The following is a 17,689-nucleotide window of genomic DNA, read 5'->3' as shown; positions in this document are numbered from 1 at the left end:
TGATCCGGTGAATCCCTCGACAGAATCGAGGGGTGCGGCGAAGAGGGCGCTCCTCTCTCTCGCCATCGGCAGTTTCGGCATCGGCATGACCGAGTTCGTGGTCATGGGCCTGCTGCCCGACATCGCCGGAGACCTGCTGCCCACCCTCTGGGCGGCGAGCCCGGAAGATGCACTGAGCCAGGCCGGCTGGCTCATCTCCCTGTATGCGCTCGGCGTCGTCATCGGCGCCCCGACCATCGCGGGCTTCGTCGCGCGGTACCCGCGGCATCGCGTGATGATCGTGCTGGCGCTGGCTCTGACGGTCTTCAACGCCCTGACCGTGGTGCTCCCGTCGTTCGAGCTCGTCGGGATCTCGCGCTTCCTCGCCGGCCTTCCGCACGGCGCCTATTTCGGCATCGGCGCGCTCGTCGCGGCCGATGTGATGGGTCCGGGCAACCGGGCGAAGGGCGTCGCGTTCATCCTCACGGGGCTGACGGTCGCCAACGTCGTCGGTGTACCGCTGGGCACCTTCCTCGGCCAGCAGTGGGGGTGGCGCACCGCATTCGCGGTCGTGGCGCTCGTCTTCGCCCTGGCCACGCTCTGCATCGCGCTGTTCGTGCCCGCGCACCCCGGGTCGCCGGGCCGCACCATGCGCCAGGAGCTCGGGGTGTTCCGCATCCCGCAGGTGTGGTTCACGCTCGGCGTCGGAGCGATCGGATTCGGCGGCTTCTTCGCCGTCTACAGCTACATCGCACCGGTCGTCACCGAGGTGGCGGGGTCGCCGGAATGGGCCGTGCCGATCGTGCTCGTCCTGATGGGCATCGGCATGACGATCGGAAACCTCGTGGGCGGCCACCTCGCCGACATCGACCTGCGCCGCACGCTGCTGATCGGGCTCGCCGTGATGGCAGCCACGTTCGTCCTGCTCGCCGTGCTGTCGTTCTGGATCGTGACTCTGTGCCTGATGGTGCTGATCGTCGGATTCGTCTCATCGGTTCTGAGCCCGACCATCCAGACACGGTTGATGGATGTCGCGGGGGACAACCAGTCGATCGCCGCCGCGATGAACCACTCGGCCCTGAACATCGGCAACAGCCTCGGAGCCTTCCTCGGCGGCGTCGTCATCGCCCTGGGCTGGGGGTTCACGGCCCCGGCCATGACCGGAGCAGGGCTCGCCGTCGCCGGACTGCTGATCGCCCTGGCGTCGTACCGCCTCGAAGCGCGCCGCGCCTCCGCTGCTGTACTCGTCGCGTCCTAGAGTGGCGGGGTGAGCTCTCCCGACGAATCCCTGCCCGTGGCGGGCACCGTCGTGCTGCTGCGTGCTGCCGATCCCGGCTTCGAGGTGCTCCTCATCCGCCGTCCCGATCGCGGGTCGTTCGCCGGTGCGTGGGTCTTCCCAGGCGGGAAGGTCGAGCCGGCCGATCGGCGTATCGGCGAGGCCGAGAGCGACGACGCGCGTCGCGCCGGTATCCGGGAGACCCGCGAAGAGGTCGGCCTCGCGGTCGCGGACCTGGTGCCGCTGTCGGAGTGGCGTCCGCCGCTCGAGGCGCCGACGCGGATCCGTACCTGGTTCTTCCTCGCGATGGCTCCCGTTGCGGAGCCTGTGGCGTCGGCGGACGAGGTGGCGGAGCTCACCTGGGCGAGCCCGGCCGACGCTCTGGCGCGACACGCCGCCGGTGAGTGGGTGCTCTTCCCGCCGACGTGGATCACCCTGCACCAGCTCACCGGCTTCGTCGACGCGGCGTCGGCGCTGTCCTCTGCAGGTGCTGCGCAGCTCTTCCAGACGCGCGTGCTCGACACCGACGCCGGGCGCGCCTTCGCCTGGGAGCAGGGAAGACTCGAGGCCGGAACCCTGCCCTGGCGCTTCGTACGGAGCTGAGCCTCGGGCTCAGTCGGCGAGCAGCTGCCGCAGGTGCGTGCCGACGGCTTCCGTCTCGATGAGGAAGCCGTCATGCCCGAAGTCACTGGTGAGCACGACCGCCTCGCCGCCGACGACATCCGGGATGCTCCGCGCGATGCGCTGCTGTCCGTCCACGGGGAAGAGGCGGTCGCTGTCGATGCCGATCACGAGGGTCCTGGCCGTGACGGCGCGCAGAGCTTCCTCCACACCCCCGCGATCCCGCCCGACGTCGTGCGAGTTCATGGCTTCGACCAGCGTGATGTAGCTGTTCGCATCGAAGCGGCGCGTGAACTTGTTCCCGTGGAAGTCGAGGTACGACTCGACGGCGAAGCGACCGCCGTGGCCGAGCGGGGAGACGCCGGACTGCCACGAGCGCTGGAACCGCTGGTTGAGCTCGATCGGACTGCGGTAGTTCAGCAGAGCCATCCGCCGGGCGAGGGCGAGGCCGCGGTGAGGACCGTCGCCGTCGCCGAGGTCGTAGTACTCCCCGCCCTGGAAGCGCGGGTCCATCCGGATCGCCTCGAGCTGCACCGTGTTCAGCGCGATCTGGTCGGCGGTGGTGACCGGGGGTGAGGAGAGCACGGCGAGACGCGCGACGCGCTCGGGATGCGTGACGGCCCACTCGAGAGCGTGCATGCCGCCCATCGAGCCGCCGATGACAGCGGCCCACCGGTCGATGCCGAGGGCATCGGTGAGACGCACCTGCGCCGCCACCTGGTCGCGGATCGTGAGGTAGGGGAAGCGAGAGGCCCACTCGTAGCCGGTGGGCGCGACGCTCGCCGGCCCCGTCGAGCCCTGGCAGCCGCCGAGCATGTTCGGGGCGATCACGAACCAGCGGTCCGTGTCGAGCGGAGCGCCGGGGCCGGTGATGTCCTCCCACCACCCGGCGGTCGCATGACCCGCACCGGCCGCCCCGCGCACGTGGCTGTCACCGGTGAGCGCGTGCAGCACGAGCACGGCGTTGTCCCGTGCCGCGTTCAGCTCGCCCCAGCTCTCGTAGGCGAGACGGATGCCGGGAAGCACCGCACCGCTCTCGGTCGTGAACGCGCCGAAGCTCCCGAAGCGCCGACCGCCGACGGGGTCCCCGTCGCGCCACGCGCCGGTCGCCGGAGGGCGAGCACGGAGCAGCCGCACATCGGCCTCCGTCACGGGCGCTGAGGGCACCGTGTCCTCGGAGGTCGTCTGCCAGTCCATGTTCCCATTCTCGCCTGGCGGGGGACCGGTGCGTCGAACGTTACGGTCCCGGGGCGGAGTCCGCGTCCCGGATCCCGACGCTGACGCTCGTCACGGTCGCGAGATGATCGCTGTTCCCGGCGCGTCGTGTCGTGGAGCTATGCACGTCGAGGCCCCGCACGAAGACGTGGTCGATGCGGACGAGGGGCAGGGCGGCCGGCCAGGTCATGCCGAGGGTGCCGTCGGTCGGTCGGACCCAGTCGAGCCGGGAGCGGACCGCGCTCAGGGCCGGATCCGCCGACGCGGCGTTGAAGTCTCCGACGACGATGATCGAGCCGGCCTCGTCGTCGGCGACGGCCTGGGCGATGCCCTCCAGCATCATGTCGCGATCGTGCTGCTGTCCCGGGCGCACCGATGCCGCATGCAGGACGTACACGGCGACGTCGGCATCCGGAGTGCGCACCGAGACGCGGAGTGCGCGCTTCCAGTCGAGTCCGAGAGTCAGCGGCACCGCGTCGTCGATCGGGAAGCGGCTCCACACACCCACCGTCCCGATCGCGTACGAGTGCGCGTACTCCTCGGCCAGCGCCGCGCTCGCCGCGGTCAGGCTGTCCCCGTCCAGTTCGGTGAGGGCGATCACGTCGGCGCCGAGGGCCGCGAGATCGCCGGCTGACGCGGCGGCGCCGCCGGAATGCGCGCGCACGTTCTGGCTGACGACGGTCAGCGGCGTGGCATCCGTCGCCGGACCGGTGCCCGGACCAGGGAGCGAGGGGAAGATCGCGACTGCCCAGACGAGAGCGGGGACCAGCAGCAGGAGCAGCACGCGACGCGCGAGGAACAGCGCGATGACCGCCACGATCGCGAGCGCGACACCGGTCCACGGCAGGGCGGCGGCCGCGGCCGTGCCGATCAGTCCGGGCACCCAGACGCAGATCACCGCGACCAGCAGGATCAGCCCGGCCACCGCGATGAGCCGTCGCGTGCGCGCGCGGGAGCGCCGAGAGGACGGTCTCGGCGTGGTCGGTCGGACGGATGTGGTGTCGATCGTGCGCTCCTCGGGCAGACCTCCTATTCTGGCGCGGCCGTGCTGTGCACTCGCGGTGTGCGGATCAGGCGCGAGCGGCCTCCGACACGCGGCGAGCCGCGGCGAGAGCCTCTTCGAGGTCGGCCTTGAGGTCGTCGACGTTCTCGATGCCCACCGAGAGACGCACGAGGCCAGGAGTGACGCCGGCCGTGAGCTGCTGCTCGGGCGTGAGCTGGGCGTGGGTGGTCGATGCCGGGTGGATCACGAGCGAGCGCACATCGCCGATGTTGGCGAGGTGGCTGAACAGCGACAGGCTGTTGACGAACTCGCGGCCGGCCTCGACACCGCCCTTGAGCTCGAAGGACAGCACGGCGCCGACACCCTTGGGGGCGTACTCGTTCGCCTTGGCGTACCACGGCGAAGAGGGCAGTCCGGAGTAGTTGACGGTCGCGACGTCATCGCGGCTGTCGAGCCACTCGGCGATCTCCTGTGCGTTCTGCACGTGGCGCTCGATGCGCAGCGACAGCGTCTCGACGCCCTGGATGAGGTTCCAGGCGCTCTGCGGGGCGATGGCCGATCCGAGGTCGCGCAGCAGCTGCACGCGCGCCTTGATGATGTACGCGAGCGGGTCGCCGACCGCGGCGGTGTAGCTCGCGCCGTGGTACGAGGGGTCCGGAACCGTGAGACCCGGGAACTTCTCGACGTTCTTCGACCACTCGAACGTGCCGCCGTCGATGATGACGCCGCCGATGGTCGTGCCGTGGCCGCCGAGGAACTTCGTGACCGAGTGCACGACGATGTCGGCGCCGAACTCGAACGGGCGGATCAGGTACGGCGTGGCGATCGTGTTGTCGACGATCAGAGGGACGCCGTTCTCGTGCGCGACGTCGGCCACCGTGCGGATGTCGAGGATGTTGATCTGCGGGTTGCCGATGGTCTCGGCGAAGAACAGCTTCGTGTTCGGGCGGACCGCGCGGCGCCATTCCTCGGGGTCGTCCTGGTTCTCGACGAAGGTGACCTCGATGCCGAGCTTCGCGAGGGTGTACTTGAAGAGGTTGTACGTTCCGCCGTAGATCGAGCTCGAGGCGACGAAGTGGTCGCCCGCCTCGGCGATGTTGAGCACGGCGAACGTGGAGGCCGCCTGACCGCTGGACAGGACCAGGGCGCCGGTGCCGCCCTCGAGCGCGGCGAGGCGCTGCTCGAGCACGTCCTGCGTGGGGTTCTGGATGCGGGTGTAGATGTTGCCGAACTCCGCGAGGGCGAAGAGGTTCGCGGCGTGGTCCGCGCTGTCGAACACGTAAGACGTCGTCTGGTAGATCGGCGTGGCGCGGGCCTTCGTGACCGGATCGGGTGCGGCACCCGAGTGGATCTGCTTGGTCTCGAAGCGCCAGGACTCGGGTGCGGTCATGTGTTCCCCCTGGAACGTGTGAAGGTCGGATGGCGGATGCCGTTGCAGCGAGAGTACGGAACATCGGCTCGTGTCAACAAGGGACGGGAAATGTGACGTAACAGTGCCGGACCGCGAAATCGCGCGGGAACATCGTACGGTGGAGGCATGGTGATCAGACGTGCAGTGGTGACAGGTGCGAGCTCCGGGATCGGCGCGGCGACGGTGCGCGAGCTCCGCGCCCGCGGATGGGATGTCGTCGGAGTCGCCCGACGGGAGGACCGGCTGACCGCGCTCGCCGAGGAGACCGGGGCCTCGGCCATCGCCTGCGACCTCACCGACGCCGCAGCGGTCGACGCGCTCGTGGCCGAGCTCGAGAAGTCCGGGCCCGTGCACGCCCTCGTGCAGGTCGCGGGCGGAGCGCGCGGAACGGATCGCGTGGAGGACGCGTCGATCGACGACTGGCAGTGGATGTTCGACGCCAACGTGCTGGCGACGCAGCGTCTGGTGGCAGGGCTCCTCCCGCTCCTGCGCCGCGCGGCGGCAGCGGACGGGCACGCCGACACCGTGTTCATCACGTCGACGGCCGCGCAGACGGCCTACGCCGGAGGTGCAGGATACAACGCCGCCAAGGCGGCGGAGTCGATGCTCGTCAAGGTGCTCCGTCAGGAGCTCAACGGAGAGCCGGTCCGCGTCGTCGAGGTCGCTCCCGGCATGGTGCACACCGAGGAGTTCACGCTGAACCGTCTCGGCGGCGACACGGTGGCGGCCGAAGCCGTGTACTCCGGCGTCGAGGCGCCGCTCCTCGCAGAAGACGTCGCCGACGTCATCGCCTATGCGCTCGAGTCGCCGGCGCACGTCAACCTCGACCAGATCACGATGCGTCCGGTCGCCCAGTCGGCGCAGCACCTTCTCGCCCGCGGCCCACTGCGCGTGCGATCCATCGACTGACGATGGCCCGTACCCTCGCCGAGCTCGCCGCCGACGGGCAGATCGATCCGGGCTGGGCCGAGGCGCTCGCGCCGGCGCAGGAGCAGATCACCGCCCTGGGGGAGCGTCTCCGTGCCGAGCAGGCAGCCGGTCACGGCTATCTTCCTGCCGGGGAGAACGTGCTTCGCGCCTTCCAGCGGCCGCTGTCGGAGGTGCGGGTCCTCATCACCGGTCAGGACCCGTATCCGACGCCCGGGCATCCGATCGGTCTTTCCTTCGCCGTCGACCGCGAGGTGCGCCCGCTCCCGCGCAGCCTGGCGAACATCTACAAGGAGCGCGAGAGCGATCTCGGCATCCCACCGGCGCCGCACGGCGATCTGACGGCGTGGAGCGACCAGGGCGTGCTGCTGCTCAATCGCGTCCTCACGGTCCGTCCGGGTGCGGCGGCGTCGCATCGCGGCTGGGGCTGGGAGGAGGTCACGGAGCTCGCGATCCGGGCCCTCGTGGCGCGTGAGCAGCCGCTCGTCGCGATCCTGTGGGGCAAGGACGCGGCGAATCTGCAGCCCCTTCTCGGCGAGACGCCGGTCATCGCGTCGGCGCACCCGTCACCGCTGTCGGCGCGCCGCGGTTTCTTCGGCTCGCGGCCCTTCTCGCGGGCGAACGCACTGCTCGAAGAGCTCGGTGCAGATCCGGTGGACTGGAGAGTGGAGGGCGACGCGCCTTCCTCCCTAAGCTGAACCCATGCAGTTCGAGCCGGGAGACCGTCGTCGTGTCCTGCCGCGCCACCTGCGCCCGGAGGCGGCACCGGAGGTGTTCTCGTACGTCATCCGTCCTGCACGCGCCAACGACCTCGCCCATATCCGGGAGATCTACAACCACTTCGTCAGCAACTCCGCAGTGACGCTCGACGAGCGGCGCAGCAGCATCCCGTACTGGCGGGACAAGTTCGCGCTCCTCGAGCGGTTGAAGCTGCCGTTCCTCGTCGCGGTCTCATCGCGGGGCGAGGTGATCGGCTACGCGCTCGCGCAGCCCTGGGCGGGCAAGAACGCCTACCGCTACACGGTCGAGGACTCGATCTACCTCGGTCCGGGTGCCGGCGGCAAGGGGCTCGGTGCGGCCCTGCTGCAAGCGCTCATCGACGCCTGCGAGCAGATCGGACTGCGGGAGATGGTCGCGGTCATCAGCGACAGCGGAGCCGAGGCTTCGATCCGTCTGCACGCCAAGCTGGGCTTCGTCGAGGCCGGGCGGATGGGACGCGTGGGCTACAAGTTCGGGCGCGACCTCGGGACCGTGTACATGCGACGTGTGCTCAAGCCCGTGGGGCGGCGGCGGGGGAGCCTGTTCGGATCGAAGGGCTGAGACGTTTCGTCTCGCTTCGCTCGCTCAACGACCGGTGGAGCCGGGGATCACCGGGATCGCCGACAGCAGCTTCTTCGTGTAGGCCTCCTGCGGGTGCAGGAGCACGTCCTTCGTGGAGCCGCGCTCGACGATGTGGCCGTCCTTCATCACGACGACCGCGTCGCACAGGTTCTGCACGACCCCGATGTCGTGCGAGACGAGCAGCAGGGTGAGGGCGGTCGTTCGTCGCAGCTCGATCAGCAGCTCGAGGATCTGCGCGCGCACCGTGACATCGAGAGCGGACAGCGGCTCGTCTCCGACGAGGGTTCGCGGACGGTGCACGATGGCTCTGGCGAGTGCGATCCGCTGGCGCTGCCCGCCGGAGAACTCGTGGGGATAGCGGTCGACCATCTCCGGTTCCAGCCCGACCTGCTCCAGGACCTCGCGGACCCTCGCCCGGTGGTCGCCCTCGATCCCGAGTGCCCACAGCGGTTCGCGCACGATCTGCCCCGCCGACATCCGCGGGTCCAGCGACGCATACGGGTCCTGGAACACCAGCCCTGTCTCGCGGCGCAGCCAGTGCAGGGACTTCGCGGAGGCCGTGGCGTCCACGGCGCGCCCGTCCACGCTCACGGTCCCGGTCGTCGGACGATCGAGCCCCAGCAGGAGGCGGACGAGCGTGGACTTCCCGGAGCCGGACTCGCCGATGATCCCCATCGACGATCCTTCGACGACGTCGAGATCGGTGGGCGCGAGTGCGGTCTGCCGGCGCGTGCGCTCGAAGGAGGAGCGCTTCGGGACGACGAAGTCCCGGCTCAGATCCCGCGCTTCGATCAGGCTCATGACGCGCCGCCATCCGGTCGCCAGAGCGTGGCGGTCGCATCACGGAGCAGAGCCCGGGTGACGGGAGACGTCGGCGCGGTCAGGAGGGTGGACACGGGTGCCGCCTCGGTCACGCGTCCGTGCTCCAGGACGACGCCCTCCGTCGCCACCTGCGCGAGCACGGCGAGATCATGCGTGATGAAGACGAGCGACATGCCCTCCTCGGCGACGAGCGACAGCAGCAGCGAGAGGATCTCGGACTGGATCGTGACGTCGAGCGCCGTGGTCGGCTCGTCGGCGATCAGCAGTCGCGGACGGCATGCGAGGGCCATGGCGATCGCCACGCGCTGCCGCTGGCCGCCGGAGAGCTGGTGCGGGTAGCGGTCCACGATCGACGCCGGATCGGGCAGGCGAACGCGTTCCGCCTCGGCGATCGCGCGGTCTCGGGCCTCGCGGCGGCCGAGCCCCTCGTGGATCCGGATGGACTCCGCGATCTGTCGTCCGACGGTCCGGATCGGGTTGAGCGCGGTCCGGGGCTCCTGGAAGACGATGCCGATGTCGTCGCCGCGCAGCTTCGCGAGCTCGCGATCCGGCATGCCGATCAGCTCGGTGCCGTTCCAGCGGATGCTGCCGCTCGCGGTGGCCCCCTCGGGGAGGAGTCCGAGCACGGCGAGGGCGGTGAGCGACTTGCCGGAGCCGGATTCGCCGATCAGCCCGAGGCGCGAGCCGTCCGGCACGTCGAAGGAGACGCCGTCGACCACCCGACGCCCGTCGATGTCGATGACCAGGTCCTGCACGGCGAGCGTCATGCGACCACCGCCGGGGTGTGCAGCTCCGCCGCACGGTGACGCAGAGTCGGGTCCGTCGCCTCGCGCAGCCCGTCGCCGAGCAGATTCAGGGCGAGGACCGTGACGGTGATGGTCAGGCCCGGCCAGATCACGGAGAGCGGATGGACGCCGATGTACCGCTGGAGGTCGGCCAGCAGGATGCCCCAGCTCGGCTCGACCACCGATGCGCCGAAGCCGAGGTACGACAGCCCTGCCTCGGCGAGGACGGCGACGGCCATCGACCAGGAGAGCTGCACGATGAACACCGGTGCGACGTTCGGAAGCAGGTGCCGGGCGAGGCTCTGCGCGGGGGTGAGTCCGGATGCGCGGGCGGCGAGCACGAAGTCGCTCTGCTGCACCCGCCTCAGCTCCGGACGGGTGACACGGGCGATGTTGACGCCGAAGCCGATCCCGACCGCCCAGATGACGACCCACAGCGATCCGCCCCAGACGGAGGAGATCATCATGGCGATCAGCAGCACGGGGAACGCGATGAGGATGTCGACGAACACGGCGACGGTCTCTCGCACCCAGCGCGTGGTGAGGGCTCCGAGCGCTGCGAGGGAGATGCCGATGACGGTCGCCACCACGCCGGCGCCGACGCTGACGAACACGGCCGTCCGTGCCCCGGCCATGATCAGGCTGAGGATGTCGCGACCGGTGTCGTCGGTGCCGAGCAGGTGCGGCCAGCTGGGCGGCAGCCAGCGGTCGCCGATGTTCGACGACTGCGGATCGAACGGCGTCCAGAACGACGACACGAGCGCGGTGACGGCGATCATCGCCACGACGATGAGCCCGAAGCGACCGGTCGCCGTCGCCCAGAGCCTCGTCAGCCAGCGGGGGATCATGCGGCCTCCCGCTGTCGGGGGTCGATCGCGCGGTGCAGCAGATCGACGAGGAAGCCGACCACGAGCACGAATCCGGTGAGCACGAGCAGTTCGCTCTGCACCTTGATCAGGTCGCGGGTGCCGACGTCGGCCACGAGCATCCGTCCGATGCCGGGCAGCGTGAACAGCTGCTCGATCACGACCGATCCCACGATGATCCCGGCCACCTGGAGTCCCAGGACCGTGATGATCGACAGACCCACCGCAGGGATGCCGTGCTGGATCAGCGCCCTGGTGCGCGTCAGACCCTTCGCGGCGGCGGTGCGGACGAAGTCCTGGCCGGCCGCCTGCAGCGTGGCGCTGCGGACGAAGCGCATGAGCATCGCGCCCTCGACGATCCCGATCGTGAGCGCAGGGAGCAGCAGAGCTTCGATGGCCTTTCCCGGCGTCGACCAGCCGGTGCGCGGGAACCCCTGCGGCGGCAGCCAGCCGAGCCAGACCGAGAAGACCACGATCAGCATCATGCCCGCCCAGACGACGGGGACGGCCGCGAGCGTCTGGGCACCGACGCTGAGCGCCGTGCCGCCGCGACGGCCGCGGAGGAGCGCCGCGACGATCCCGAAGGGCACGGCGATCAGGATAGCGATCAGCAGCGACATGATCCCGAGCGGGACGGTGACCTGCGACTTGAGGAACAGTTCTTCACCGACGGAGGCGCCGGAGAGCAGCGAGGTGCCGAGATCCCCCCGGAAGATGCCGCCGATCCAGTCGGTGTACTGCGCGAGGAGCGGGCGATCGAGTCCGAGCGATTCGCGCAGGGCGTCGACCTCGGCGGGGGAGGCCTGCGTCCCGGCGATGAGCTGCGCGACGTCGCCGGGGAAGACCCGCAGCGTCAGGAAGATGAGCACGCTCGACACGAGGAGCCCTGCGATGAGCAGGGCTCCTCGGACGAGCGCGTAGCGGAGCACGGAGGGCCGACCGCTCCTACTTCTCGGCGGAGACGGTGACGCCCGCGAGGTTGATGCGCGAGTTGATCGAGTCCTCGGGGAAGCCGGCCACGATCGGGCTCACTGCGGTGAGGGTCTCGCCGTTGTACAGCCAGTCCGCGGCGTGGTCCTCGGATACGATGCGGGCGGCCTGCGCGAGGAGCTCGGCGGACTTGTCGGGATCCACCCCGGCCTGCGCCTGCTCGTAGAGCCCCTGGACCTCGGCGTTGTCGTAGCCGAAGTAGTAGTCCGGATTCGCGAAGTTGCCGAAGTCCCGCGGCTCGACGTGCAGCACGAAGCTCAGGTCGTAGTCGTGGTTGGTGTAGACGTCCTCGAGCCAGGCGGGGAACTCCACGGAATCGACCTCGAGGGTCACACCGACCTTCGCGAAGTCCGAGATCAGGACCTTCGGCACGGTCGTCCCGTAGAAGCTCGGGATGGTGAGGGTGAGCTCGAGGTCTTCCTGGCCGGCTTCGGCGAGGAGCTCCTTGGCCTTCTCCGGGTCGTACGAGATGACGTCGGAGAGGTCCTCGTAACCGGGGTCGAGCTCCGGGATCGGTCCGTACAGGGTGGTGCCGGCTCCGACGGCCTCGATCAGGGCCTCATGGTCGATGGCCAGACGCAGGGCTTCGCGCACGCGCACGTCGTCGAGCGGCGCCTTCTTGTTGTTGAAGGCCAGCGTCGCCTTGTCGGTGGTGCGGCCCTTGGTGAGCGTGAAGTCCCCGGAGTCCTCGAGCTGCGACGCGAGGTTCGGGTCCACCGCCGTCAGCACGTCGACGTCGCCGGCGAGTGCGGCGTTCACACCGGCCGTGAAGTCGGGGATGTACTGGAACTCCACCTCGGCGACACCGGCCGCCTCGCCCCAGTAGGCCTCGTTGCGCGCGAAGGTGATCGTGCTGCCCTTGTTCCAGCGTGTGAGGGTGAACGGACCCGTGCCGTTCTCTGCCGTCTTCAGGTCCGTCGTGTCACCGGACTTGAAGATCAGTCCCGCGGGCCCGGTGAGGACGAACAGGAAGTTCTGGTTCGGCGCGGAGAGCACGATCTCGACGGTCGTGGCGTCGGGCGCGGTGATCGAGGCCACCGAGGCGAACTCCGCGTTGCCCTGCACGGTCGCGTCGGTGCGCACGGTCTCGTAGGAGGCGACGACGTCGGCGGATGTGAGCGGGGTGCCGTCGTGGAAGGCGACACCGTCGTTCAGTGTGAACGTGTAGGTGAGCCCGTCGGCGGACACCTCGTAGTCGGAGGCGATCCGGCCCTCGATCTCGTTGTCCTGCGTGCGGGTCACGAGACCCTCGTAGATGTTGTCGATGAGGATCTGCTCGATGGCGGCGCCGCTGGTGTGCCGGATGTCGAGGTTGGTCGGCTCGAGCACGAGTCCCACGTGCAGGGTCGCGTCTGGGTCGGGCTTCCCGGGAGACGAGGACGGGGTCTCCGCGGGGGTGCCGGAGCAGGCGCTGAGGATGACGGCGGTCGCCGCGAGGGCGGAGATCAGCGCGAGACGTCGGGTGCGTCGGAACATGAGGCGTTTCCTCTCGGTGCGGCAGTTGCTGTGTGCCGTTGGATCGAGCCTAGGGATGGCGGGAGGGATGCGGGGCGGATGCGGAACGAATCGTCACAAACCGGTGCCGGGGGAGGTGCCGGCTGCGGCGGAGACGACGAGGTCGGCGAGCGACGTCGGCGCCGTCTCCTGCACGTTGTGGGTGGCGTCGACGACGACCACGCGCGCCTCGGGGATGCGGCGCTGCAGCTCCGCGGCATCCGCCTCGCTGACGAAGCCGCGGGTGGCGCGCACCAGCGTGATCGGGGCGCGTACGGCCGTCAGGTCGTCCCAGCCGGTCTCGTGCAGCGCGGAGGGGGCGACGGCCGATCCCGGATCGTGGGCAGCGAGCGCTCGAGCAGCGAGATGTGCGAAGTGGTGCTTCCACTCGATGCGCCCGTCCGGCCGCACGCGGGTGTTGAGGAAGACGCCGCGCTCGGTCTCCGGTCGGGTGCCCCCGAAGCCGAGGGACATCGCCTTGTCGACGAGCTCATCGCGAGTGGCGAAGTCGGTGGGCCCTTCGTAGAAGGCGCGCAGCGCGGCGGGCCCGGCGCTGACGTCGATGCCCGGGGTGATGTCGACCACGACGAGCTCCGACACGAGATCCGGTCGAGCCGCGGCGAGGGCCGCGCCGGTGAGCCCGCCGAGAGACTGCCCGACGACGAGCTGGGGCTGTGCGGTCCAGGCATCGAGGGCAGCGGCGACGTCGACGGCGAGCGTGCGCGGAGTGTAGTCGGCGTCGGTCCGCCAGGAGGAGTCTCCGTGGCCGGCCAGGTCGATCGCGAGCAGCGGCTGCTGCAGGGCGAGCGAGGTGGTGTCCCAGGTGTGCGCGTTCAGCCCGGCGCCGTGCAGAAGCGTGACCCGTGGTGCCTCGATCCCAAAGCGTAGCGCGCTCACTGTGCGACCACCGGGGAGGGGGAGCGTCACGCGCTCGACCGGGGGGAGAGGGACGCCCAGGGCTTCGGCCTGTGCGGGAAGATAGCTGAACTCGGTGATGTCGATCGCCACGTCCATATTCTGCTCCTCGGATTCGGCGGCAGGAAATTGCGGAGCGATATGACAAGCAATGTGCGGACATCTACGGACATATTCACTAGGCATCCTTCTTGGTGCTGAGCATTTCGCATTTCACCGCCTGTCGATGACCGAGGGCGCCCTGTTCGCGCGACGAATATCATGGAGACATGAGCGAGACGCGCGTGCACCTTTCCAAGACCGAGCCGGCGGCGTATCAGGCGCTCGACGCGTTCGCGAGGACGGTCGGCGACATCTGCGCCGCCAACGGCATCGACGATCGACTCAAGGAGATCGTCATGATCCACTGCTCGCAGCTGAACGGATGCAGCTACTGCGCCCGACTCCACGTCGATCGGGCGCTCAAGGCCGGTCTCGACACCGACACGATCACCCAGATCCCGGTCTGGCGTGAGAGCGGCGTGTTCAGCGACCGGGAGCGCGCAGCGCTCGAGCTCGCCGAGGCGTTCACCTTCATCGCCGACGACGGTGTGTCCGACGAGGTCTACGACCTGGTGGGGAGCGTGTTCACCGAGAAGGAGTACGCGGCACTGAGCTGGGCATGCGTCTCCATCAACGCCTTCAACCGCATCGTCATCGCCGGACGCTACCCGGTGCCGCCTCGTACCCCGCAGGCGCAGGCATGACGATCCTCGACATCGACGGCGTCAACAACGTCCGCGACGTCGGCGGCATCCCCGCGGAGGGCGGACGGATCCGCTCGGGCGTGCTGCTGCGATCCGGGCAGCTGTCGGGTGCGACGCCCCGCGGTGCGACCGCGCTGCAGAGCAGCATCCAGCACATCGTCGATCTGCGCGACGGCGAAGAGGTCGCGGCGGAGCCGACCGAGATCGAGGGCCCGGAGACCACGCACCTTCCGCTGTTCCTTGGGTCGGTGCGCTCGTTCTTCGAGGCGGACACGAGCCTCGACGACCTCTACCTGCACCTGCTCGAGGAGAGCGGGGAGCGTCTGGTCGACGCCATCCGGATCATCGCCGAGGGCAAGCCGACGCTCGTGCACTGCACTGTGGGCAAGGACCGGACGGGCGTGACCGTCGCGCTCGCGCTGTCCGCCGTCGGCGCTGATCGCGAGGCTGTGATCGCCGACTACGCGCTCACGGAGTCGCAGCTGCCGGCGCAGCGGTCGCAGCGCATCGCGGACTACCTCCGGTCGCAGCATCCCGAGGCGGTGCACGCCGTCGCCCTCGCGACGCAGTCGCCGGCGCCCGTGATGCGTGCGCTGCTGGAGCAGGTCGACGAGCGCTGGGGTTCGGCAGCCGGTTATCTGCGTGCGAACGGGATGACGGATGCCGAGCTGGCAGCTCTGAAGAAGGCACTCGTCGAGGAAGGTTAGGCAAGCCTTCACTTGGTGTACGATGGAGACACCATGAACACCTCCCTCGAGCTCCGCAGCACGCGTGCCCAGCGCCGCGAAGCGCGACGCCGTGCGCACCACCTGGTGACCGCTGACGAGCACTCGCTCGCCGACCTCGAGATGTTCCTGGCCACTCTTCCTCTGTGCGCATCCGGCCGCATCTTCATCGAGGTCCCCGACGCATCCGACATCGGCGTGGTCGAGGCTCCCGGACGCATGACCGTCACGTGGCTCGCTCGCGGACAGCGGTCCGGCGCACCGGGCTCCGGGCGCTCGTGCGCACCAGGACAGGCCCTCGCTCGCGCCACCTGCGCATGGGCCGACGAGATGATGTGCGACGACGAGATCCAGACGCACGTCACGCTTCTCGGGGGCTACCTCGGCACGGCGGACATCGTGGATCACCTGACGCACACGCTCGACATCGAGCCCGCGCTCATCCACGCTCCCGAGCGCTTCGGACTGCTGCCCGCCGACCGCTGATCCGTCAGCGCGCGCGGCGCACGTAGTTGCCGTCCTCCAGGCCCGCCTCGATCTCGAAGCGGTTGCGCAGCGGGTCGCGTCCCGCGAACAGGTACAGCAGCGGCATCAGGAAGCCGTAGCGCAGCCACTGCTCCTTGTGCACCGCCTCGTGACGGAGCACCGCGTCCGTCGGACGCGTGTCACCCGTGAGGAAGCATCCGCCGACGCACACTCCGCCGCGGTTGAAGGTCCATCTCGGCATGCCCTGGAAGATCCAGAGACCCGCACGGCGCTCGACCGGGCCCGTGCTCCACAGCGAGCCCCAGAGCCAGCCGACTCCCGTGCCCCACCAGTAGCCGACGCGGCTGATCGGCGAACGCAGCAGGAACGAGGGGATGCGGCGATCGAATCGTCGCCCGCGGGCGAGTGCCGCCTCCGCGGTCGGCTTCCAGTCCGCGGTCACGCGACAGCCCCGACCAGGCGGAGAAGGGCGCCCAGATCGTCGACCGCATCCGCCGGGGAGCGAGGTGCGAAACCGGAGATGGTGGCGCCCGCGAGCGGAACCTGTTCCCGCAGCCGACGGATCGCCGCGCTGAGGATTGCGGGGGAGACGCCGAAGGGAGCGGCGGAGGAGACTCCGGCGAGATCCGAGGGATCGAGCACGTCGACGTCGATGTGCACCCAGACGTGGGCCGCTCCCGTCGCGCTGATGGCCTCGGCCAGCGCATCGGTGCGCGCGAGGTCGTCGACGGAGAGCTGTGTGAGCGTGTCGAGCTGGTCGACCTCCGCGTCATCGACGTCGCGCATGCCGACCGTGACGATGCGATCGCGCGGGATGCCGGGGGAGAGCACGATCTGCTCCTCTCCCTGCCCGAGCACGGCGCGCAGGGCCATGCCGGAGAAGGCTCCGGATGGCGAGGTCTCCGGCGTGTGGAGGTCGCCGTGCGCATCGCACCACACCACCGCGAGGTCATCCGTTCCGCCCGGCAGCGCCGCGAGGGCCGCGACGGTGACGCTGCAGTCGCCGCCGATGATGACGGTGTCCTCCTGCAGATGCTCGCGCACCAGTTCGCGAGTGCGCAGCAGCGCGCTCAGGCGACGGACGCCGGTGCCGAGTGACTCTCCGGCTTCGACGGGCACATCGAGCAGGGTCGTCGCCGCGCGCGGAAGGTCGCCGGCGATCGCGGAGGCGCCGTCGACGAGGAGCATCGCGCGCGGTGCGGGCGAGCCCTGCCACTGCGGGACGACGAGGAATCGCACCATGGGTTGCCTCCGGGGGAGAAAGCGCCGATGCCCCGGACGAGTGGTGTCCGGGGCATCGGCGGGGTGTGTCAGGAGCCTTCGATGGCCTGGCGCGGCGCGGTGCCGCCGGCCTTGAGCTCGGCGAGGCGCGCCTCGACCTCGGTCAGCTCGCCGAGGTCTTCCAGGCTCTCGAACTGCGCGTCGAGGCTGGAGGCCGCAAGCTCGATCTTGCCCTGGGCGATGGCCTCCTGGCGGCGGACCTTGTCTTCGAAGCGCCCGAGCTCGCTGGTGGGGTCGAGGACGTTGATCGAACCGACGGCGTCCTGCACCTTGGTCTGCGCCTCGGCGACCTTGGCACGGGCGAGCAGCTCGCTGCGCTTGTTCTTCAGCTCGCCGAGCTTGTCCTTCATGCCGTTGAGGCCGCTCTTGAGCTTGTCGACGATCTCGGTCTGCGCGGCGATCTGCGGCTCGGCGCCGGTCGCCTCGCGCTCGGCGCTGATCTGGCGCTGCAGCGCGATCTTCGCGAGGTTGTCGAACTTGTCGGCGTCCGCGGCGTTGCCGGTCGTGCGCATCTCGTCGGCCTTGCGGCTGGCGGCGAGAGCCTTGTTGCCCCACTCGGTGGCCGCCTGGACGTCTTCTTCGTGATCGCGCTCGAGCAGGCGCAGGTTGCCGATGGTCTCGGCGATCGCGGACTCGGCGTCGGCGATGCTGTTCGTGTAGTCGCGAACGAGCTGATCGATCATCTTCTGCGGGTCTTCGGCAGAGTCGAGGAGCGAGTTGATGTTCGCGCGGACGAGGGTCGAGATACGTCCGAAGATGGACTGCTTGGTCATGCGTGATTCCTTTCAGAGGGACGGAGTCGTGAG

20 protein-coding genes are annotated in these 17,689 nt (G+C 69.6%); 8 read left to right on the top strand and 12 right to left on the bottom strand.

Annotation, left to right across the window (positions count from 1 at the left end; all coding sequences use genetic code 11):
* The first annotated feature begins 7 nt into the window (after positions 1 to 7).
* Both DC434_RS11085 and DC434_RS11080 read left to right on the top strand, forming a co-directional pair.
* Complete coding sequence (locus DC434_RS11085; protein ID WP_116635320.1) at positions 8 to 1,237, top strand: MFS transporter; 1,230 nt, start codon at positions 8 to 10, stop codon at positions 1,235 to 1,237.
* 9 nt (positions 1,238 to 1,246) lie between these two features.
* On the top strand, positions 1,247 to 1,858 hold the full coding sequence (locus DC434_RS11080) for an NUDIX domain-containing protein (RefSeq protein ID WP_116635319.1): 612 nt from the start codon (positions 1,247 to 1,249) through the stop codon (positions 1,856 to 1,858).
* Between the two features lie 9 nt (positions 1,859 to 1,867).
* Here DC434_RS11080 and DC434_RS11075 read toward each other — a convergent pair whose 3' ends face one another.
* The 3 genes from DC434_RS11075 to DC434_RS11065 form a co-directional block, all read right to left on the bottom strand.
* A complete protein-coding gene (locus DC434_RS11075; protein WP_116635318.1) occupies positions 1,868 to 3,073 on the bottom strand; it encodes a homoserine O-acetyltransferase in 1,206 nt (401 codons plus the stop codon).
* Between the two features lie 40 nt (positions 3,074 to 3,113).
* Complete coding sequence (locus DC434_RS11070) at positions 3,114 to 4,016, bottom strand: endonuclease/exonuclease/phosphatase family protein (RefSeq protein WP_165808052.1); 903 nt, start codon at positions 4,014 to 4,016, stop codon at positions 3,114 to 3,116.
* A gap of 145 nt (positions 4,017 to 4,161) precedes the next feature.
* Positions 4,162 to 5,484, bottom strand: a complete 1,323-nt coding sequence (locus DC434_RS11065) for a bifunctional o-acetylhomoserine/o-acetylserine sulfhydrylase (protein WP_116635316.1) — start codon at positions 5,482 to 5,484, stop codon at positions 4,162 to 4,164.
* Positions 5,485 to 5,631: 147 nt separating this feature from the next.
* Between DC434_RS11065 and DC434_RS11060 the strand changes: the two genes are divergently transcribed.
* From DC434_RS11060 to DC434_RS11050, 3 genes are read left to right on the top strand one after another with little or no spacing between them, the layout of a single operon-like run.
* Positions 5,632 to 6,414 (top strand): SDR family oxidoreductase, encoded by a 783-nt coding sequence (locus tag DC434_RS11060; RefSeq protein ID WP_207769950.1) that lies wholly within the window; start codon positions 5,632 to 5,634, stop codon positions 6,412 to 6,414.
* A 2-nt stretch (positions 6,415 to 6,416) separates the two neighbouring features.
* On the top strand, positions 6,417 to 7,130 hold the full coding sequence (locus tag DC434_RS11055; RefSeq protein WP_116635315.1) for a uracil-DNA glycosylase: 714 nt from the start codon (positions 6,417 to 6,419) through the stop codon (positions 7,128 to 7,130).
* A gap of 4 nt (positions 7,131 to 7,134) precedes the next feature.
* Entirely contained in the window at positions 7,135 to 7,752 is a 618-nt protein-coding gene (locus DC434_RS11050; RefSeq protein WP_116635314.1) for a GNAT family N-acetyltransferase, read from the top strand.
* Between the two features lie 24 nt (positions 7,753 to 7,776).
* On the opposite strand, the gene DC434_RS11045 is transcribed toward DC434_RS11050, so the two are convergent.
* The 6 genes from DC434_RS11045 to DC434_RS11020 all read right to left on the bottom strand — a co-directional run bounded on the left by DC434_RS11045 (position 7,777) and on the right by DC434_RS11020 (position 13,744).
* The gene (locus tag DC434_RS11045) at positions 7,777 to 8,574 is read right to left on the bottom strand and encodes an ABC transporter ATP-binding protein (RefSeq protein WP_116635313.1); all 798 of its coding nucleotides are present in this window, start codon (positions 8,572 to 8,574) and stop codon (positions 7,777 to 7,779) included.
* Positions 8,571 to 9,362 carry an ABC transporter ATP-binding protein gene (locus tag DC434_RS11040; RefSeq protein ID WP_116635312.1) on the bottom strand — a complete coding sequence of 264 codons (792 nt, stop codon included), beginning with the start codon at positions 9,360 to 9,362 and terminating at the stop codon, positions 8,571 to 8,573. The genes DC434_RS11045 and DC434_RS11040 overlap by 4 nt, the downstream gene beginning before the upstream one ends.
* Positions 9,359 to 10,228, bottom strand: a complete 870-nt coding sequence (locus DC434_RS11035) for an ABC transporter permease (protein WP_116635311.1) — start codon at positions 10,226 to 10,228, stop codon at positions 9,359 to 9,361. The genes DC434_RS11040 and DC434_RS11035 overlap by 4 nt, the downstream gene beginning before the upstream one ends.
* On the bottom strand, positions 10,225 to 11,175 hold the full coding sequence (locus DC434_RS11030; protein ID WP_116635310.1) for an ABC transporter permease: 951 nt from the start codon (positions 11,173 to 11,175) through the stop codon (positions 10,225 to 10,227). Before DC434_RS11030 ends, DC434_RS11035 begins: the two co-directional genes overlap by 4 nt.
* A 16-nt stretch (positions 11,176 to 11,191) precedes the next feature.
* Positions 11,192 to 12,712 carry an ABC transporter substrate-binding protein gene (locus tag DC434_RS11025; RefSeq protein ID WP_116635309.1) on the bottom strand — a complete coding sequence of 507 codons (1,521 nt, stop codon included), beginning with the start codon at positions 12,710 to 12,712 and terminating at the stop codon, positions 11,192 to 11,194.
* A gap of 93 nt (positions 12,713 to 12,805) precedes the next feature.
* A complete protein-coding gene (locus tag DC434_RS11020) occupies positions 12,806 to 13,744 on the bottom strand; it encodes an alpha/beta hydrolase (RefSeq protein WP_116635308.1) in 939 nt (312 codons plus the stop codon).
* Positions 13,745 to 13,914: 170 nt separating this feature from the next.
* Between DC434_RS11020 and DC434_RS11015 the strand changes: the two genes are divergently transcribed.
* The 3 genes from DC434_RS11015 to DC434_RS11005 are packed head-to-tail and all read left to right on the top strand — an operon-like array spanning position 13,915 to position 15,602.
* Complete coding sequence (locus DC434_RS11015; protein WP_116635307.1) at positions 13,915 to 14,391, top strand: carboxymuconolactone decarboxylase family protein; 477 nt, start codon at positions 13,915 to 13,917, stop codon at positions 14,389 to 14,391.
* The gene (locus DC434_RS11010) at positions 14,388 to 15,098 is read left to right on the top strand and encodes a tyrosine-protein phosphatase (RefSeq protein ID WP_116635306.1); all 711 of its coding nucleotides are present in this window, start codon (positions 14,388 to 14,390) and stop codon (positions 15,096 to 15,098) included. The genes DC434_RS11015 and DC434_RS11010 overlap by 4 nt, the downstream gene beginning before the upstream one ends.
* 33 nt (positions 15,099 to 15,131) lie before the next feature.
* On the top strand, positions 15,132 to 15,602 hold the full coding sequence (locus tag DC434_RS11005; protein ID WP_116635305.1) for an SIP domain-containing protein: 471 nt from the start codon (positions 15,132 to 15,134) through the stop codon (positions 15,600 to 15,602).
* A gap of 4 nt (positions 15,603 to 15,606) precedes the next feature.
* Here DC434_RS11005 and DC434_RS11000 read toward each other — a convergent pair whose 3' ends face one another.
* From DC434_RS11000 to DC434_RS10990, 3 genes are all read right to left on the bottom strand, one after another.
* Positions 15,607 to 16,044, bottom strand: a complete 438-nt coding sequence (locus DC434_RS11000; protein ID WP_116635304.1) for a Fe-S oxidoreductase — start codon at positions 16,042 to 16,044, stop codon at positions 15,607 to 15,609.
* Positions 16,041 to 16,844 carry an arginase family protein gene (locus DC434_RS10995; RefSeq protein WP_116635303.1) on the bottom strand — a complete coding sequence of 268 codons (804 nt, stop codon included), beginning with the start codon at positions 16,842 to 16,844 and terminating at the stop codon, positions 16,041 to 16,043. Before DC434_RS10995 ends, DC434_RS11000 begins: the two co-directional genes overlap by 4 nt.
* A 68-nt stretch (positions 16,845 to 16,912) precedes the next feature.
* A complete protein-coding gene (locus DC434_RS10990) occupies positions 16,913 to 17,656 on the bottom strand; it encodes a PspA/IM30 family protein (protein WP_116635302.1) in 744 nt (247 codons plus the stop codon).
* Between the last annotated feature and the right edge of the window lie 33 nt (positions 17,657 to 17,689).

It is taken from the genome of Microbacterium sp. TPD7012 (assembly GCF_003075395.1).
In the GTDB taxonomy this organism is placed as follows: domain Bacteria; phylum Actinomycetota; class Actinomycetes; order Actinomycetales; family Microbacteriaceae; genus Microbacterium.
This window is presented reverse-complemented; position numbering and strand designations above follow the sequence as displayed.

What these genes read in the sequence shown, in the direction of transcription:
- DC434_RS11075 (WP_116635318.1), bottom strand. Translation starts at nt 3,073, where the DNA reads ATGGACTGGCAGACGACCTCCGAGGACACGGTGCCCTCAGCGCCCGTG.
- DC434_RS11065 (WP_116635316.1), bottom strand. Translation starts at nt 5,484, where the DNA reads ATGACCGCACCCGAGTCCTGGCGCTTCGAGACCAAGCAGATCCACTCG.
- DC434_RS11060 (WP_207769950.1), top strand. Translation starts at nt 5,632, where the DNA reads ATGGTGATCAGACGTGCAGTGGTGACAGGTGCGAGCTCCGGGATCGGC.
- DC434_RS11055 (WP_116635315.1), top strand. Translation starts at nt 6,417, where the DNA reads ATGGCCCGTACCCTCGCCGAGCTCGCCGCCGACGGGCAGATCGATCCG.
- DC434_RS11050 (WP_116635314.1), top strand. Translation starts at nt 7,135, where the DNA reads ATGCAGTTCGAGCCGGGAGACCGTCGTCGTGTCCTGCCGCGCCACCTG.
- DC434_RS11045 (WP_116635313.1), bottom strand. Translation starts at nt 8,574, where the DNA reads ATGAGCCTGATCGAAGCGCGGGATCTGAGCCGGGACTTCGTCGTCCCG.
- DC434_RS11040 (WP_116635312.1), bottom strand. Translation starts at nt 9,362, where the DNA reads ATGACGCTCGCCGTGCAGGACCTGGTCATCGACATCGACGGGCGTCGG.
- DC434_RS11035 (WP_116635311.1), bottom strand. Translation starts at nt 10,228, where the DNA reads ATGATCCCCCGCTGGCTGACGAGGCTCTGGGCGACGGCGACCGGTCGC.
- DC434_RS11025 (WP_116635309.1), bottom strand. Translation starts at nt 12,712, where the DNA reads ATGTTCCGACGCACCCGACGTCTCGCGCTGATCTCCGCCCTCGCGGCG.
- DC434_RS11020 (WP_116635308.1), bottom strand. Translation starts at nt 13,744, where the DNA reads ATGGACGTGGCGATCGACATCACCGAGTTCAGCTATCTTCCCGCACAG.
- DC434_RS11015 (WP_116635307.1), top strand. Translation starts at nt 13,915, where the DNA reads ATGAGCGAGACGCGCGTGCACCTTTCCAAGACCGAGCCGGCGGCGTAT.
- DC434_RS11010 (WP_116635306.1), top strand. Translation starts at nt 14,388, where the DNA reads ATGACGATCCTCGACATCGACGGCGTCAACAACGTCCGCGACGTCGGC.
- DC434_RS11005 (WP_116635305.1), top strand. Translation starts at nt 15,132, where the DNA reads ATGAACACCTCCCTCGAGCTCCGCAGCACGCGTGCCCAGCGCCGCGAA.
- DC434_RS10995 (WP_116635303.1), bottom strand. Translation starts at nt 16,844, where the DNA reads ATGGTGCGATTCCTCGTCGTCCCGCAGTGGCAGGGCTCGCCCGCACCG.
- DC434_RS10990 (WP_116635302.1), bottom strand. Translation starts at nt 17,656, where the DNA reads ATGACCAAGCAGTCCATCTTCGGACGTATCTCGACCCTCGTCCGCGCG.